Annotated in this window: 15 protein-coding genes; 10 read left to right on the top strand and 5 right to left on the bottom strand. The window is 64.6% G+C overall.

Annotated features, from left to right (window positions below):
* Positions 1 to 181: 181 nt before the first annotated feature.
* Both BMI85_RS00995 and BMI85_RS00990 read left to right on the top strand, forming a co-directional pair.
* Entirely contained in the window at positions 182 to 1903 is a 1722-nt protein-coding gene (locus BMI85_RS00995; RefSeq protein ID WP_210402294.1) for a tetrathionate reductase family octaheme c-type cytochrome, read from the top strand.
* On the top strand, positions 1896 to 2546 hold the full coding sequence (locus BMI85_RS00990; protein WP_078599211.1) for a cytochrome b/b6 domain-containing protein: 651 nt from the start codon (positions 1896 to 1898) through the stop codon (positions 2544 to 2546). The genes BMI85_RS00995 and BMI85_RS00990 overlap by 8 nt, the downstream gene beginning before the upstream one ends.
* Before the next feature lie 148 nt (positions 2547 to 2694).
* Here the strand turns inward: BMI85_RS00990 and BMI85_RS00985 are convergent, their stop codons facing one another.
* Positions 2695 to 3249: a DUF882 domain-containing protein gene (locus BMI85_RS00985; RefSeq protein ID WP_078546845.1), complete on the bottom strand. Its 555-nt coding sequence runs from the start codon at positions 3247 to 3249 to the stop codon at positions 2695 to 2697.
* A gap of 101 nt (positions 3250 to 3350) precedes the next feature.
* The gene (locus BMI85_RS20990; protein WP_143594952.1) at positions 3351 to 3581 is read right to left on the bottom strand and encodes a hypothetical protein; all 231 of its coding nucleotides are present in this window, start codon (positions 3579 to 3581) and stop codon (positions 3351 to 3353) included.
* Between the two features lie 35 nt (positions 3582 to 3616).
* On the opposite strand from BMI85_RS20990, the gene BMI85_RS00980 reads away from it, so the two are divergent.
* The 4 genes from BMI85_RS00980 to BMI85_RS00965 are packed head-to-tail and all read left to right on the top strand — an operon-like array spanning position 3617 to position 7909.
* Positions 3617 to 5257: a L,D-transpeptidase family protein gene (locus BMI85_RS00980; RefSeq protein ID WP_078599210.1), complete on the top strand. Its 1641-nt coding sequence runs from the start codon at positions 3617 to 3619 to the stop codon at positions 5255 to 5257.
* A gap of 56 nt (positions 5258 to 5313) precedes the next feature.
* On the top strand, positions 5314 to 6414 hold the full coding sequence (locus tag BMI85_RS00975) for a UDP-3-O-(3-hydroxymyristoyl)glucosamine N-acyltransferase (protein WP_078599209.1): 1101 nt from the start codon (positions 5314 to 5316) through the stop codon (positions 6412 to 6414).
* Positions 6415 to 6422: 8 nt separating this feature from the next.
* Positions 6423 to 6704: an acyl carrier protein gene (locus BMI85_RS00970; RefSeq protein WP_078599208.1), complete on the top strand. Its 282-nt coding sequence runs from the start codon at positions 6423 to 6425 to the stop codon at positions 6702 to 6704.
* Positions 6704 to 7909 (top strand): beta-ketoacyl-[acyl-carrier-protein] synthase family protein, encoded by a 1206-nt coding sequence (locus BMI85_RS00965; protein WP_078599207.1) that lies wholly within the window; start codon positions 6704 to 6706, stop codon positions 7907 to 7909. The genes BMI85_RS00970 and BMI85_RS00965 overlap by 1 nt, the downstream gene beginning before the upstream one ends.
* A 71-nt stretch (positions 7910 to 7980) precedes the next feature.
* Here BMI85_RS00965 and BMI85_RS00960 read toward each other — a convergent pair whose 3' ends face one another.
* On the bottom strand, positions 7981 to 8724 hold the full coding sequence (locus tag BMI85_RS00960; protein ID WP_078599206.1) for an invasion associated locus B family protein: 744 nt from the start codon (positions 8722 to 8724) through the stop codon (positions 7981 to 7983).
* Positions 8725 to 9284: 560 nt separating this feature from the next.
* Between BMI85_RS00960 and BMI85_RS00955 the strand changes: the two genes are divergently transcribed.
* The gene (locus tag BMI85_RS00955) at positions 9285 to 10865 is read left to right on the top strand and encodes a helicase HerA-like domain-containing protein (RefSeq protein ID WP_078599842.1); all 1581 of its coding nucleotides are present in this window, start codon (positions 9285 to 9287) and stop codon (positions 10863 to 10865) included.
* On the opposite strand, the gene BMI85_RS00950 is transcribed toward BMI85_RS00955, so the two are convergent.
* Complete coding sequence (locus tag BMI85_RS00950; protein WP_348638967.1) at positions 10852 to 11268, bottom strand: DUF6477 family protein; 417 nt, start codon at positions 11266 to 11268, stop codon at positions 10852 to 10854. The two genes, BMI85_RS00955 and BMI85_RS00950, sit on opposite strands and share 14 nt — an antisense overlap.
* Before the next feature lie 215 nt (positions 11269 to 11483).
* Here BMI85_RS00950 and BMI85_RS00945 point away from each other — a divergent pair, with 215 nt between their 5' ends.
* Entirely contained in the window at positions 11484 to 12608 is a 1125-nt protein-coding gene (locus BMI85_RS00945; RefSeq protein ID WP_078599205.1) for a DUF6456 domain-containing protein, read from the top strand.
* A 292-nt stretch (positions 12609 to 12900) separates the two neighbouring features.
* Complete coding sequence (locus BMI85_RS00940) at positions 12901 to 13794, top strand: hydrogen peroxide-inducible genes activator (protein WP_078546858.1); 894 nt, start codon at positions 12901 to 12903, stop codon at positions 13792 to 13794.
* A gap of 53 nt (positions 13795 to 13847) precedes the next feature.
* On the opposite strand, the gene BMI85_RS00935 is transcribed toward BMI85_RS00940, so the two are convergent.
* The gene (locus tag BMI85_RS00935; RefSeq protein WP_078599204.1) at positions 13848 to 14396 is read right to left on the bottom strand and encodes a peroxiredoxin; all 549 of its coding nucleotides are present in this window, start codon (positions 14394 to 14396) and stop codon (positions 13848 to 13850) included.
* Positions 14397 to 14693: 297 nt separating this feature from the next.
* Here BMI85_RS00935 and lipA point away from each other — a divergent pair, with 297 nt between their 5' ends.
* A complete protein-coding gene (lipA, locus tag BMI85_RS00930) occupies positions 14694 to 15644 on the top strand; it encodes a lipoyl synthase (RefSeq protein ID WP_078519270.1) in 951 nt (316 codons plus the stop codon).
* The last annotated feature ends 12 nt before the right edge of the window (positions 15645 to 15656 follow it).

Genomic DNA, 15656 nt, shown 5'->3' with positions numbered 1-15656 from the left:
TTCGTTCCTCGCCGCACCGCTCACGGCAGATCAGGGCTGCGTGATGCGTGCCGCGCCTCCGCGCGTGCCAAAACCGATGCGACACTAAGTCACGCAAAACTCACGAAATGTCGCATCCCCGTGATCGACGCGATCGCGCTAAGCAATGTGAGTAACCAGTAGTGAGCCAGTCGGAGCATCGATGACACAGAGTGCATTGCGGATCACGGCATTCGTCTCAGCCGTGATTTTGGGCCAGCTTCCCGCCTACGCGCAGGACGCGGCCGGGGAGGAGACGCCCGCAATCGGCGCGCAATCGACACCCGTCGCGCAAGGGGCCTCGAAGGCCGCCCATATGAGCGATCCGGTGAAAGAGCTCACTGCCGACCACTCGAAATTCGATCAGCTCAAGGGACCGTTCGCGTCGGGCTCAGAGGTGACGGAAGCCTGTCTGTCGTGCCATACTGAGGCCTCCAATCAGGTGATGCATTCGGTCCACTGGACCTGGGAATACCAGAACGAGGCCACTGGCCAGACGCTCGGCAAAGCGCATGAGATGAACGCGTTTTGCGGCAATGTCGCCTCGAACGAGGTGCGCTGTACGTCGTGCCATACGGGCTATGGCTGGACGGACGTGCGCGAGCCGATGCCCGACGATCCGACCAAGGTCGACTGCCTCGTCTGTCACGACAAATCCGGCCAATATACCAAACAGGACAACCTCGCGGGCGAGCCGCCGCTGGATCCGGTGGCCGCAGGCGCGAAGACCATCACCGGCGCCGCCGCATGGCCCGTCAATCTGGCCGAGGCCGCGCAATCGGTGGGCGCACCGCCCGGACGCGACAATTGCGGCAACTGCCACTTCTACGGCGGTGGCGGCGATAACGTGAAGCATGGCGATCTCAGCTCGGCGCTGTTCAACCCGCCGCGCGACGTCGATGTCCATATGTCGCCCGACGGTCAGAACTTCACCTGCGAGACCTGCCACGTCTCGGACAAGCACGTCTTCGAGGGCTCGCGCTACGAGACCGACGTGATCGACCCGCATCCCGATCGCAAGGCGGGCACCGCCCATGACGCGGCCGTCTGCCAGTCCTGCCACACGGACAGCCCGCATGAAGGGCCGAACCCGCTGATCGCGGCGAAGCTCAACGATCACACCGACACGGTGGCCTGCCAGACCTGCCACATCCCCAGCTTCGCGCGGGGCGGGGTGGCCACAAAGACCGTCTGGGACTGGTCCACGGCGGGCAAGCTCGACGAGAACGGCAAGCCGATTACCGAAGAGGGCTTCACCCAATCCGACGGCAAGCACCTGCACACCTACATGTCGAAGAAGGGTAATTTCGAATGGGGCGAGAACGTCACGCCCTATTACGCATGGTCCAACGGCGAGATGACCTTCACCCTGCCGGAGGAAGAGATCGACCCGACGCAGGTGGTCGAGATCAACAAGATCGGTGGCAATCCCGGTCAGCCCGACAGTCGCATCTTCCCGTTCAAGCGGATGGTCGGCACGCAGGCCTATGACACGCAGCGCAATGTGCTGGCCTATAACAACGTATATGGCCCCGGCAACGGCACCGCGCTCTGGTCCTATTACGACTGGGAGAAATCGCTCAAGGCGGGCATGGACTATGCCGGTGTGGAGTATTCGGGCGAGTTCGATTTCGTCCATACCTACATGTACTGGCCGATCACCCACATGGTCGCGCCCGCCGACGATGCGCTGCAATGCGAGAGCTGCCACACGCAGGGCGGTCGGATGGCCGATCTGGCAGGGATCTACGTTCCCGGCTCGGAAATCAATTTCGGCGGCAAGCTGGGGCTCGCGATGTTCCTGATGGCGCTTCTGGGGGCCTTGGGCCATGGCGCGCTGCGCCTGATCAACCGCGGCAAGAAGAATGGAGACCACCATGGCTGAGCATTGCGTAAAGGTCTATTCGCGCTTCAACCGGCTCTGGCACTGGAGCCAGGTTGGCTCGATCATGTTGCTGTTCTTCACCGGCGCGCGGCTTCTGGGGCTGCATCCGATCCTGCCTTTCGGGGCGGCGGTGCTGATCCATACGGTCGTCGCGCTGGCGCTCCTGCTGCTCTGGGCCTTCGCGACCTTCTGGCTGTTCACCACGGGCGGCTACAAGCAGTTCATCCCACGCATGCAGGGCATGTGGGAGGTCAGCCGCTTCTACGCCTATGGCGTCTTCAAGGGCGAGGAACATCCCTACATCAAGAGCTACGAGCGGCGGCATAACCCGCTGCAGGCGGCGGCCTATTTCGCGCTCAAGATGATGCTCTTCCCGGCGATCTGGATCTCGGGGCTGGCCTATCTCAGCTACGGGTTCTGGGATCACCTCGACGGCGGCTCGTTCTGGCTAGAGATCATCGCGAATTTCCACGTCCTCGCGGCCTTCGCCATTGCGAGCTTCGTGGTGGTCCATGTCTACCTGCTCACCATCGGCCACGGCTTCCGCCAGCATGTGCGGCCCATGGTCTCGGGCTATGAGAAGGTGGATCTGACCCCGGAGGCAGAGGCCTATTTCCGCCAGCAGGGCCGCGTGCTCGATTGAGCATCGCCCCTCAAAGCTACATCGAGGCCCCCCACGCGGGGGCCTTTTTCTTGTCCGCGGTTCGGGGTGTCCCCCGGCAGGGCAGGCAAAGAAAAACGCCGCTCAAACGAGCGGCGCTATCGGTAACCCCGAAAGGAAGGGGAGCGGCTCAGGAGCCCCAGTGCCGCACCGGGCCGCAATCCATGTGAACGAAGTTCGAGCGCGAGTATTTGCCAACGCCGCCGGCGTGGCAGGCGGCGGCCGCCTTGTACATCTGGCTGACCGAGCGCGACTTCAGCCGCAGGTCCATCGCCAGACCCTGCATGTGCAGCGAGTTTTTCGCGACGCCTTTCGAGCGGGAGCGCAGCATGGCGTTGGTCTTGGGCGAGCGGTAGCCCGACAGAAGCATGTAGGGTTCGCGCGAGTCCATCAGGTTGTGGGCTGCCGCCGCGATGTCCACGGTGCGCGCGTCGATGTTTTTCAGCTGGTTGGTGCGCCAGTCGCGGGCGAAGTAGGTGATTTCCTTCAGCGCGTCGGGGATATACTCGCCTTCGATCCAGTAAACGGTGTCGAGCGTCTCGCCCGTACGACCGTTATACATCTTGATCCGTCGGATGTCCCCAGCGCCCTTGAGTAGACCGAAAGCGTTACTCATGGTGGGGGCTGCCGTCACCATGGTCGCAGCAAATGCGCCCAGAAGGCCGCGCCGGGAAATCGTCGTCATAGCAAGTTCCTGTGTTCGCCTGTCTCTCGATTTTCCCGCCCTGTTTCGAGCGGTTGAGGGATGGTAGACCCAAACTTCTTACTCCTTATGGCATAGACAGATTAATCGATAAAGAACGGAACTGATGCATCTTTGCCATGAAGGGGCAGGTCGGCAAAAATTCGCCTGCCGGTAGTAAAAATACCCTCACGCCCCTGTGCGAGCGGTGTGAGAGCGGGGCGAAAGGTGGCGGAGACTTGCTGTTGCGCCCCTGCATCGTTCTTCATGCCTTGGCCCAGTTCGTTGCGCGCAGGCAACGCTTCGCTGGACAGATGCGGGTAAGTTTGGAACATCTGGAACGATGGGTCCGGGCAGGGGTTTAGACGCTATGACGCGCAATTTCCGTAAGATAGGGCTGGCCTTCGCGCTAGCTACGCTCGCCGCCGGCGCTCAGGCGCAAGGCACTGCCCAGATTGCAGCTCAGGGGGCCATGTCGCCATTGGCAGGGGTCGAGCTTTCGGGCTTCACGCAGGCCGTGGCCGAAGCTGCGGCTGACAATCCCGCTCTGGCGGCCTTCTATGCCGCCCGCGATTACCGGCCGATCTGGACCGCCGCCGAGGATGCGGACCGCCGCGCGGCGTTCATGCGCGCACTCGATCTGTCGGCGATGCAGGGGCTGCCCACCGCGCATTACGACCCCGAGGGGCTGCGTGTCGCCTTCGCCGCCGTTCAGTCCGAGCGTCAGCGCGGGCTCCTCGAAGTGAAGATGAGCCAGATTTTCCTCGATTACGCCCATGACCTGTCGCATGGCGTGCTCGACCCGCATAGCGTCATTTCCGATATCAAGCGCGAACCGAAACGCGCCGATCCCGAAGCCCGGATGACGGCCTTCGCCGCCGCGACCAACCCGGCGCTGTTCCTGCGCGAACTCGCGCCGCATATGCCGCAATATGCGCAGTTGGTGAAGGCGCGTCTCGATCTGGAGCATCAGATCGAAGCGGGCGGCTGGGGGCCGACGGTGCCCGGCACCAAGCTCGAGCCCGGCGATCGCGGGCCGGACGTCGTGGCGCTGCGCGACCGGCTGCAGAAGATGGGCTATCTGGGCCGCTCTGCCAGTGCGACCTATGATGCCGAAATGCAGAAGGCCGTACAGGCCTATCAGACCGATCAGGGGCTCGCGACCGATGGCGTGGCCGGGCCCAGCACGCTGGGCGAGATCAACAAGAGCCCTGAGGCGCGGATGAAAGCCATCCTCGTCGCGATGGAGCGTCTGCGCTGGATGAACGGCATCGATTTCTCGGGCCGCTACGTCTGGGTCAACATTACCGATTTCTCGGTCCGCGTCATCGACAATGGCAAGACCACGTTCCGCTCGGTGACGGTGGTGGGCCAAAACAGCTCGGACCGCCGCACGCCGGAGTTTTCCGACGAGATGGAGCGGATGGTCATCAACCCGGCCTGGCATGTGCCGCGCTCGATCGTGACCAAGGAATACCTGCCGCAGATGAAGCGCAATCCGAACGCGGCGAGCCAGCTTCAGCTGATCGACAGCCGGGGCCGGGTGGTGCCGCGCTCGGCGGTGAATTTCGCCGCTTATAATGCGAGCAACTTCCCCTTCGCGATGAAGCAGCCGCCGTCGAACCGCAACGCGCTGGGGCTGGTGAAATTCCTGTTCCCGAACCGCTGGAACATCTACCTGCACGACACGCCGTCGAAATCGCTCTTCAAGAAAGAGACGCGGGCTTTCAGCCATGGCTGCGTGCGTGTCGGCGATCCCTTCGATCTGGCCTACACGCTTCTGGGCGCGCAAAGCGACAATCCCGAAGCGGAGTTCAAGCGCATCCTCAATTCGGGGCGCGAGACCGTCGTGCCGCTGGAAAAGCACGTGCCTGTGCATCTGACCTACTTCACCGCCTGGCCGACCGCGTCGGGGCATGTCGAGTATCGCCGCGACGTCTATGGGCGTGACGCGATCCTCTTCAATGCCTTGCAAAAGGCCGGGGTGGAATTGGGCACGCAGGACAGCTAAATCTCTGGCAACGGGGGCGGTAAGCGCGCCCTCATGCGACCATGAGAGGATCGGCCATGTCCCAGACAATCGAGCATATCGCGCAGGCGTTGGGCGCCCGCGCCGAAGGCGACCTGTCGATCGAGGTGACCGGCGCGTCCGAGCCTGCGACGGCGGAACCCGACCAGATCGCCCTCGCGATGAGCGAGAAATACGCCGAAGGGCTGCGCGAGGGTAAGGCCCGCGCGGCGCTTCTGTGGGAAGGCGCGGATTGGCGCGCGCTCGGGCTGGAGGCGGCGGTCTTCGTGACCCGCCCGCGTCTCGCCATGGCCGGGCTGTCGAAAGCCTTCGATCCCGGCCCCAATGTCGAACCCGGCATCCACCCGACCTGCGTGATCGACCCGACCGCCATCATCGGCAAGGATGCTGCCATCGGCCCCTTCACCGTGATCGGCAAGGAGGTGAAGATTGGCCCGAATGCGCGGATCGTGGGGCAGGTGACCATCGCGGAAGGCGCGCAGATCGGCTCTGATGCGCTGATCTATCCCGGCGCGCGGATCGGGGCGCGGGTGCTGATCGGCGATCGTCTGGTCTGTCAGCCTGGCGCGGTGATCGGCTCGGACGGGTTTTCCTTCGTGACGCCCGATCCCTCGGGGGTCGAGGAAATCCGCCACACGCTGGAGCAGCGCGAAGAGATCACGGAGCAGAAATGGTTCCGCATCCATTCGCTCGGCACGGTCGAGATCGGCGACGATGTCGAGATCGGCGCCAATGCCTGTATCGACCGCGGCACGGTGCGCGCGACCGCCATCGGCTCGGGCAGCAAGCTCGATAACATGGTCCATATTGGCCACAACGTGCAGGTGGGCGAAGATTGCCTGCTCTGCGGTCAGGTCGGGATCGCGGGCTCGACCCGGATCGGGCACCGCGTGGTGCTGGCAGGCCAATGCGGCGTCTCGGACAACATCACCGTGGGCGATGACGTCATCGCGGCGGGCGGCACCAATATCTATACCAACGTTCCCAAAGGCCGTACGATCTGGGGGAGCCCGGCGGTGAAGATGGAAACGCAGCTCGAGATCAACAAATCTGTCCGCAGATTGCCGAGATTGTTTGCGCAAATGGCCGAGCTTCGAGAAACTGTTACGAAACTCACGCAAAAAGGCGGCACGGAGTAACCCCAGATATGAGGCCAGACGTGCAAGACCAGGTTTTCTCGATCATCGCCCGCGAAGCCCTTCGCGAGCCCTCCGAGCTTTCGCCCGAGATGACACTCGACGAATTGGGGCTCGATAGCCTCGGCCTCGTCGAAGTGATCTTCGCCATCGAAGAAGCCTTCGACGTTTCGGTACCCTTCAACGCCAACGAACCCGCCGTCTCGCAATTCGACATGTCGTCAGTCGGCGCGATCGTCGGCGCGGTGGAGCGTCTCGTCTCGGGCGGCAAGCCGTCGACCGCCGTCGCCTGATGCGGCGCGTCGTCATCACGGGCGCGGGCACGATCAACGCGCTCGGCGAGGGCGTTGCGGCAACCAAGGCGGCCATGGCGGAGGGGCGCAGCGGCATCGGCCCACTCAGCTTTCAGGATGTAGAGCGGCTAAGCATCCGCATCGGCGGTCAGATCCGCGGCTATGACGCGTCGGACCGCTTCACCTCGGCGCAGCTCGCGCAATACGATCCCTTCACCCAATACGCGCTGATCTCCGGCGCGGAGGCGATGGCGCAGGCGGGGCTGGAGGCAGCCCCCGATCCCGCCCGCTGGGGCTGCATCATCGGGTCCGCAGGCGGCGGGCATACGACCGCGAATAACGCCTATCGCGCTGTCTTTGCGGATCAAAAGAACCGCGTGCATCCGCTGACGGTGCCGAAGCTGATGGCCAATGCCGCGCCCTCGCATCTCTCGATCCGCTACGGGCTTCAGGGGCCGAGCTTTGCCGTCGCCACCGCCTGCGCCAGCTCCAACCACGCCATCGGCCTCGCGTTCCAGATGGTGCGTTCGGGCATGGCCGAGGGGATGCTCGCGGGTGGCTCTGAGGCGATGCTCAATTTCGGCGGGCTGAAAGCGTGGGAAGGGCTGCGCGTGATGTCGCCCGATGGCTGCCGCCCGTTCTCGGCGGATCGCAACGGCATGGTGCAGGGCGAGGGCGCGGGCGTCTTCGTGATCGAGACGCTGGAGAGCGCCGAGGCGCGTGGCGCGCAGCCCTTGGCCGAGATTGCGGGCTTCGCGATGAATTCCGATGCGAGCGATATCGTGATGCCGTCGCTCGACGGGGCCTCCGCAGCGATCACCGGCGCGTTGAGCGATGCGGGTATGGCGCCAGAAGAGGTCGGCTATATCAACGCCCACGGCACCGGCACGGCAGCCAATGACCGGATCGAGACCGCCGCGATCCGCGCGGCGTTGGGCAAGGCGGCCGATCACGTCGCGGTCTCTTCGACCAAGGCGCTGCACGGCCACTGCATCGGCGGTACCGGCGCGGTGGAGCTGATCGCCTGCCTGATGGCGCTTGGCGATGGGGTGATCGCGCCGACGGCGAATTACGCCACCTCCGATCCCGACTGCGATCTGGATTATGTGCCCAACACGGCCCGCAAGGCTCAGGTCGGTACGGCACTCTCGAATGCCTTCGCCTTCGGGGGGCTCAACGCGGTGCTGGCCTTGCGCGCGATATGAAAACGCCGCGCCCGGGTGGGCGCGGCGTCTTTGATTTCAAACGGTTGCGAGCCGAAGCTCATCCATCCAGCTTACTGCTGAACGCCGTTTTCCTTGTTGGTTTTCACGGTTTCGTCGAAGGCTTTGGTGAAGCCCTTGAGCGAGATATCCGCTTTCACCTTCTGCTGCGGGTTGGCCAGCGGCGTGATCGTGATCGTCGCCTTGCTGCCCTTCTTGAGCGACTCGAGTTCGGCCTTGCCGACGCCGAAGCGCGCGAAGCAACCCATCATGCGCGGGTCGCAGAAGGAATAGGGATAGACCATTGCCTTGCCGCCATCGACCTGCATCACGAGGTTCTGCGACAGCAGGGTCTGCATCGGCACCATCACGGTCAGACCGGCTGCGGCCTGGCTGCCATCGGGCAGGCCGATCACCGAGATGTCGGCCACGTTGCCGCCATTCTGGTCTTTGATCACCTGATACATCTGGCAGGGATCCTTGCCGTCGGGCGACTTGGCGCATTGCAGCTGCCAGTCTTCATAGGTGGCCTTGATGTAGGTCTGCGGCTCCTGCGGCTTCTGGGCCTGCTGATCGGCGCCGGGCATCGTCGGCGTGGCGTCAGCACCGTTCGCGGTGGCGTCGGGCGCCTGATCGGTGCTGGTCGCGTCTGCGCCCGCATCCGCCGCCGGGGTCGCCGCGCCATCGGTGCTCGCGTCCGCGGTCGCATCCGCCGAAGGGGTCGTGGTCGTGTCGCTCGAGGTGGTATCTTGCGCCCACGCCCCGCTTGCAAGGCCGAGGGCCAGAGCGACGGCGAGCGGTTTCGTCAGTTGAGACATATTACTCTTCTCCTGAAACGTATTGGGCGAAGGCTTAACACGGGGCTGCGCCCCTGTCAGTCGCGAATTCCGCAGCGGCGCTCACGGATCGGCGGCAAACTGCCACAGTTTCGTGAGCGGTTCGACGGCCTGCATAAGAGCCGGGCCAGGCGGGGGATTTCGTGGAAAGAGCGGGGCGGTTCAGTCGCGTCTCGCGCAGGCTGGATCGGGTGTTCCGGGGGCGCGAAAGCTGGGCTTTCCAAGCGAAAGGGGCCCGTTCAGGACCCCTTCCTTTTCCCCCTGTCGGACTGGCCGACTTCGTCATTGCCGGTACGCTAGGCCGTAATTTTTCACAGGTCAACAGGCAAAGTTGAGGAAGTGTGACAGGCGGTGAGGCGATGAACTCCGGAACGCAATCCCTTGGCACAGAAGAAAAAGACCGCGCCAAGCGTGGCGCGGCCAGTTCAACAGGGAGGAAGCGCCCCCATCCGCGCAAAAGCGCACTCCGGGGGCAGGATCACACTGGCGCAAAAGGGTTAAGGTAGTATTGTCGGAGCCGAAATTTGTTTGGCGAGGGCAAGATGACCGGTGTTCTGACCGAAGAGGGTGTGTTCGTTGGGGGCGGTGGTGAAGGCTACGCAAGCCCGCAGGAATTGAAGCTCCAATACGGCAACCGTCACGGGCTGGTTGCGGGCGCGACCGGTACCGGCAAGACGGTGACGCTGCAGATCCTCGCGGAAGGCTTCTCGCAGGCGGGCGTGCCGGTCTTCATGGCCGATGTGAAGGGCGATCTGTCGGGCATCGCGGCGACTGGCTCGGCTGAGGCCAAACTACACAACGCCTTCATGGAGCGCTCGCAGACCATCGGTTTCGATCTGGAATATCGCGCCTATCCGACGGTCTTCTGGGACATGTTCGGCGAGAAGGGCCATCCGGTGCGCACGACCGTCTCCGAGATGGGTCCGCTGCTGCTGAGCCGCCTTTTGGGGCTGACCGAGGCACAGGAAGGCGCGCTCAATATCGCCTTCCACATCGCCGACAAGGAGGGGCTGGCGCTGCTCGACCTCGACGACCTGCGCGCCATGCTGCGCCATATCGGCGAGCGCGCGGACGAAATCGCGCTGGAATACGGCAATGTCGGCACCGCGACGATCGGCGCGATCCAGCGCGACCTGCTGGTGCTGGAAAACCAGGGCGGGGCGCAGTTCTTCGGTGAACCCGCGCTGGACCTCGCCGACCTGATCCAGATCGACGAAAATGGCATGGGCCAGATCAACATCCTCGCCGCCGACAAGCTGATGGGCAGCCCGCAGCTCTACGCGACCTTCCTGCTGTGGCTGCTCTCGGAACTGTTCGAGGAACTGCCCGAGGTCGGCAATCCGGACAAGCCCAAGCTGGTCTTCTTCTTCGACGAGGCGCATCTGCTGTTCGACGACGCGCCCAAGGCGCTGGTCGACAAGGTGGAGCAGGTGGCGCGATTGATCCGCTCAAAAGGGGTGGGGGTGTTCTTTATCACCCAGAACCCCGGCGACGTGCCCGACGGCATTCTCAGCCAGCTTGGCAACCGCGTCCAACATGCGCTGCGCGCCTTCACCGCGAAGGATCAGCGCGACCTGCATCGCGCCGCCGAGAACTACCGCGCCAATCCGAGTTTCGACACCGAGATCGCGATCAAGGAGGTCGGCACCGGCGAAGCGGTGACCTCCTTCCTCGAAAAGAAGGGCGTGCCGGGTATGGTCGAGCGCACGTTGATCCGACCGCCGCAGTCGCGCCTCGGCCCGCTCAGCGATACCGAGCGCGCCGCCGTGATCGCTTCAAGCGGTCTGGGCGAGAAATACGACACGCCTGTGGATCGCGAGTCGGCGCAGGAAATCCTCGCCAAGCGTGCCGAACTGGCCGCGCGCGAGGCTGCGGAGGCCGAGGCGCGTGAGAAAGCGGCCAAGACCGCCGCGGGCCGCTCCGAGCTCGATGAGGGCTTCGACAGTTTCAACAATGCGCGGCGCTACAATCCGACGGCTAAGTCGAAACCGGCGCGCAAATCCTCGCGCCGGTCCGATACGATCCTCGAGACTTTCGGCAAGAGCCTTGCGCGTCAGCTAGGCACCAAGACGGGCCAGACGATCGTGCGCGGGGTTCTCGGCTCGCTCTTCAAGTCGCGCTAAGCGAAGAGGCGCCCGCGCTCTCCCCAGAGGGCTGCGGCGCCAGCCGCGCCTCCGCCAGAAGCGCGATCAGCAGCTCGATATGGCGGGCGACCGAATAGGTCGCCTCGCCCGCGCGCCGCGCCTGATCGAGCGCCGCTTCCTCGGCAATCAGCGCGCGTAGGGCCGCGCCCGGACGCGGCAGCTCGCTCATCCGCATCACCCGCTTGAGGTCGCGCTTGCGGCTGTAATCGCTCAGCCCGTGCCGGGCCGCGCGGATCAACAGGCGCGGGCGGCGCAGCTTCGCCACGGCGGTGACAGGATCGGGATCAGGGGCGAGGCTGTCGACGGCGGCCGGTTCGACGAGGCGCAGCGGCGACGGGGCGTGAACGGCGGGCGTGGATTTCTGGCGAAATGCGAAGGTCATCGGAAACTCCCTTGAGGTGAGATCCCGAGCGTTACCCAGCCTCAGGCGGGGTTGCGCAATTTCGCCCTCAAGCGCGCGCCCCGCAAAGCTTTGTTTAGGAAGTTTAAGGAATTCTTGCTGGCGTCCCGTTTATTAACGAACGGGTAACCAAAGCAACTCACGGTTGTTACCGGACGGACTCGTCGCGCATTTTGCGGCGCAATCTGGGGGACAATATGACTTCGATCGCACCGGCCCCGGCGGAGCTTCCCGCCTGGCTGCCCGAACATGCCCGACTCTATCTGCGCCATGTCGAAGAAGGCGTTCCGATACGGGCACTGGCACGGGCGGAAGGGTGCGCGGCCTCGACCATCCTGCGCCGTGTGCGCCGGATCGAGGCGCGGCGGGAGGATCCGCTGGTCGATGAGGCGCTCGAACGTCTTGGCCGCGCGGCCGGACCGGGCGCTGCCAATTATCCCGAGGCTCCGATGACGACCGTGCTCCAAAAGGACACGCCCATGACCGCTGCTTTCCGCCCCTCTGAGGCGCCCGCCGATGAAGACCAGCTGCGCCGCGAGACGCGCCGCATCCTGCGCCGTCTGGCCGAGCCGGGCGCGCTCCTGATCGTGGGGCGCGAGATGGACAAGGCCGTGGTGCTGCGCGGCACGGTGCGCACGGCGGTGCTGGAGCGCGCGGTGGCGCAGGCTTTCGCGCTCAAGGACTGGATCGAGGTCGCTCATGCGGGGCGCGTCACCAGCTACGAGATCACGCAGGCGGGCCGCGCGGCGCTGAAACGCGTGCTGGAGGAAGAGGCCGCGGCACGCGGCGAGACCGCCGCCAATCCCTTCGCCGCGCAACATGGCGAGTTCGTCCACGAGACGCGTGCCGACGCGGACGGGCATCAGCGCCGGGTGCGCGCCAATCTGGCCGAAAGCCCGCTCGCGGTGCTCGCGCGGCGGCGTGACAAACAGGGGCGGCCGTTCCTTGGCGCTGATCTGGTCGCGGCAGGGGAGCGTCTGCGCGAGGATTTCGAACTGGCGCAGATGGGCCCGCGCGTGGGGCAGAACTGGGAACGGTTCCTGACCGGTGGCGGCGGGCGCGGGCAGTATCGCCCCGAGCTGGCGATGGGCGGCGGCTCCGACACGGCGCGCGAGCGGGTGGCGCTGGCGCTGCGCGATCTGGGGCCGGGACTGGGCGACATGGCGCTGCGCTGCTGCTGCTTCCTCGAAGGGCTGGAGACGGCGGAGAAGCGGCTCGGCTGGTCGGCGCGCTCGGGCAAGATCGTCCTGCGCATCGCGCTACAACGCCTCAAGCGGCATTACGACGACACCTATGGCGGGGCCAGTCCGATGATTGGGTGAACGGCGGTCCGGGCGTGCTGCAAGAGCTATCCGGACGCTCTCACGCGGCCAAACCCTCAATGCCTAACAGTCCGTTAAAGTTAAGGTGGTGCCTTAGCTTTGCTTCGCAAGACTCTGATAAAACGCAAAAAAGGGCGTGATATTTTCTCGCGCCCTTTCTTTTTGTCGCTGGTTCGCGTCCTGCCGGGCATGGCGCGCACCCTCACGAGTTCTCTTCGTGGCATGAGCCATCCATGTGGAAATGGTATAATGCGAAGTTGTAAAGTTTTTCGCATGTCGATAATCGAAGATTATGAATATCACGCTTCGCCAACTCACCTATCTGCGGGCGCTCGGTCAGGCACGCTCTTTTTCGCGCGCCGCCGAAATCGTCCATGTCAGCCAGCCCGCGCTCTCGGTGCAAATCCGTGAGCTCGAGGAGCAGGTGGGTCAGCCGCTGGTCGAGCGGCGTCCGCGCGATGTGCGGCTGACGCGGGCGGGGCGGCGGGTGCTGGAGACCGCCGAGCGGGTCGCGGGCGAGTTGCGCGATCTCCAGTCCGAGGCGCGGCGCGGGCTGGGGCAGGTCAATCTCGGTGTGATCCCGACCATCGCGCCCTATCTGCTGCCTGCGTCTCTGGCGGGGCTGCGCGCGCAAGGGGGGCTTCGGCTGCGCGAAGCCACGACCGAGTCGCTGCTGGCCGAGATCGCCGAGGGGCGCCTTGATGCGGCGATCATCGCGACGCCCGCGCCCGAACTGTTCGAGACGCCGCTGTTCGAGGACCGTTTCCTGCTGGCCGGGACGCCGGATCAGCTGACCATGGTGCGCGGCCTCAGCCCTCAGGCGATCGACCCGGATCAACTCTTGCTGCTCGACGAAGGCCATTGCCTCGCGGATCAGGCGCTGGCGCTGTGCGGGCTGACGCGGGCGGCGCAGCGCATCGATCTGGGGGCGTCCTCGCTTACCACGCTTTGCGCGCTGGCCGGGCAGGCAATGGGGCTGACGCTGGTGCCCGAGATCGCGAGCTTGCAGGAAACCCGGGCGTTCCCGACGCTCGCGCTCAGCCGGTTCGACGAAGAGCCGGCACGGACCGTAAGGCTGGTCCGTGCCCGCGAAGTTTCCGATGCCGAGGCGTGGTTCGACCCGCTCGCGCAGGTCTTGCAAAAAGCGGGCGAGGGCTTGGTCGCGCAGGCGCGCAGACGCTTCTGAGCGTCGCGCGCCCGGTCCCTCATAAGCCGGCCCGATTACGGGCCGGCATAGGGTCACGCCGCCGCTTCGGCCTTGGCGTTGACCAGCCAGTTCATGACGGTCTCGGGCGAGGACACGCCATAGGGGTCTTCGCCGTGGTTGTCTTCAAGGCCAGGCTCTTCGAACCAGGCTTCGATCACGCCGTCATTGACGACGGCCGCATAGCGCCACGAGCGCAGACCGAAGCCCAGATTGTCCTTGCGCACCAGCATGCCGACGCGGCGGGTGAACTCGCCCGAACCATCGGGGATCACCTTGACGTTCTCGAGACCCTGCGCCTTGGCCCACTGGTTCATCACGAAGGCGTCGTTGACCGACAGGCAGTAGATTTCGTCGATGCCCTGCTCGGCGAAATCGTCGAAGCCCTTCTCGAAGCCGGGCAGCTGGTAGGTCGAGCAGGTGGGGGTGAAGGCGCCGGGCAGTGCAAACAGCACCACGCGCTTGCCCGCGAAGTAATCCGAGGTGGTCTTGTCCTCCCAACGGAAGGGGTTCGGCCCCTCGATGCTGTCATCGCGCACGCGGGTGTGGAAGGTCACTTCGGGCAGTTTCGAACCGGAAAGCATGGGGAGGTCTCCTTTATCGGTTGGGGAGGTTGCGTTTTGGAGAGTGTCCTGACTAGCGGATGTCCCTTTCGGTCACAATCGCTGACTTTGCAGTTGCGGCATTCGCTGCGCGAGACCCTTTCGGATGCGCGGAGATGTTCGGCGTCTTTGAATTCGTTTTCCTTGTGGTGATCCTGACCGCCGCTTCCGCGCAGGTCAGCCGCGCGCGATGTGCAAGGCTGCCTTCGGGCCTGCGCATTTGCATCCGACACGCAATCGGCTTATGTGACGATCAACCGCACTCCGAAAGGATGGATCATGCGCGATCTCAAGATGCCCGGTGAACGCCACCCCGAAAAGGCGCATCGCGCCGACAATGCCCAGCCCAAGAAACCCGATTGGATCCGCGTGAAAGCGCCGGTCTCGGAAGGCTACAAGAAGACGCGCGACATTCTGAAGACCAACAAGCTGGTCACCGTCTGCGAAGAGGCAGGCTGCCCGAATGTCGGCGAATGCTGGAGCCAGGGTCACGCCACCATGATGATCATGGGCGAGATCTGTACCCGTGGCTGTTCCTTCTGCAACGTGGCCACCGGTCGCCCCGATGCGCTCGACGTGTTCGAGCCGGGCCGTGTCGCCCATGCGGTCGAGACGCTGGGGCTGAACCACGTCGTGATCACCTCGGTCGACCGCGACGATCTGGACGATGGCGGGGCGGAGCATTTCGCCCAGACGATCCGCGCGATCCGCCACCGCTCGCCCGACACCACGATCGAGATCCTGACGCCGGACTTCCTGAAATGCGAGCCCGCCGCGCTGGAGAAGGTCGTCGAGGCGCGCCCCGACGTCTTCAACCACAACCTCGAAACCGTGCCGGGCCTTTATCCCGGCGTGCGCCCCGGTGCACGTTACTTCCACTCGCTGCGTCTGCTGCAGCGCGTGAAAGAGCTGGACCCGTCGATGTTCACCAAGTCCGGCATCATGGTCGGTCTGGGCGAGGACGCGCCGCAGGTCCGTCAGGTGATGGATGACATGCGCTCGGCCGATGTCGATTTCCTGACGATCGGTCAGTATCTGCAGCCGACGCCGAAGCACCATGCGGTGATGCGTTTCATCACCCCGGACGAGTTCCGCGATTACGAGAAAGCGGCTTACGGCAAGGGCTTCCTGATGGTGTCCGCCACGCCGCTGACCCGCTCGAGCTATCACGCGGGCGACGATTTCGCGCGGCTCCGCGAGAACCGGCTGAAGAAACTCGGTCTCAGCTGAGCGCGTCCCAAG

Origin of the sequence: Thioclava sp. DLFJ4-1 (assembly GCF_002020145.1) — a bacterium.
GTDB classification, from domain to species: domain Bacteria; phylum Pseudomonadota; class Alphaproteobacteria; order Rhodobacterales; family Rhodobacteraceae; genus Thioclava; species Thioclava sediminum.
This window is presented reverse-complemented; position numbering and strand designations above follow the sequence as displayed.

Bases quoted from the DNA above. Each gene is read 5' to 3' on its own strand.
- BMI85_RS00995 (WP_210402294.1), top strand. From the start codon at position 182: ATGACACAGAGTGCATTGCGGATCACGGCATTCGTCTCAGCCGTGATT.
- BMI85_RS00990 (WP_078599211.1), top strand. From the start codon at position 1,896: ATGGCTGAGCATTGCGTAAAGGTCTATTCGCGCTTCAACCGGCTCTGG.
- BMI85_RS00985 (WP_078546845.1), bottom strand. From the start codon at position 3,249: ATGACGACGATTTCCCGGCGCGGCCTTCTGGGCGCATTTGCTGCGACC.
- BMI85_RS20990 (WP_143594952.1), bottom strand. From the start codon at position 3,581: ATGTTCCAAACTTACCCGCATCTGTCCAGCGAAGCGTTGCCTGCGCGC.
- BMI85_RS00980 (WP_078599210.1), top strand. From the start codon at position 3,617: ATGACGCGCAATTTCCGTAAGATAGGGCTGGCCTTCGCGCTAGCTACG.
- BMI85_RS00975 (WP_078599209.1), top strand. From the start codon at position 5,314: ATGTCCCAGACAATCGAGCATATCGCGCAGGCGTTGGGCGCCCGCGCC.
- BMI85_RS00970 (WP_078599208.1), top strand. From the start codon at position 6,423: ATGAGGCCAGACGTGCAAGACCAGGTTTTCTCGATCATCGCCCGCGAA.
- BMI85_RS00965 (WP_078599207.1), top strand. From the start codon at position 6,704: ATGCGGCGCGTCGTCATCACGGGCGCGGGCACGATCAACGCGCTCGGC.
- BMI85_RS00960 (WP_078599206.1), bottom strand. From the start codon at position 8,724: ATGTCTCAACTGACGAAACCGCTCGCCGTCGCTCTGGCCCTCGGCCTT.
- BMI85_RS00955 (WP_078599842.1), top strand. From the start codon at position 9,285: ATGACCGGTGTTCTGACCGAAGAGGGTGTGTTCGTTGGGGGCGGTGGT.
- BMI85_RS00950 (WP_348638967.1), bottom strand. From the start codon at position 11,268: ATGACCTTCGCATTTCGCCAGAAATCCACGCCCGCCGTTCACGCCCCG.
- BMI85_RS00945 (WP_078599205.1), top strand. From the start codon at position 11,484: ATGACTTCGATCGCACCGGCCCCGGCGGAGCTTCCCGCCTGGCTGCCC.
- BMI85_RS00940 (WP_078546858.1), top strand. From the start codon at position 12,901: ATGAATATCACGCTTCGCCAACTCACCTATCTGCGGGCGCTCGGTCAG.
- BMI85_RS00935 (WP_078599204.1), bottom strand. From the start codon at position 14,396: ATGCTTTCCGGTTCGAAACTGCCCGAAGTGACCTTCCACACCCGCGTG.
- lipA (WP_078519270.1), top strand. From the start codon at position 14,694: ATGCGCGATCTCAAGATGCCCGGTGAACGCCACCCCGAAAAGGCGCAT.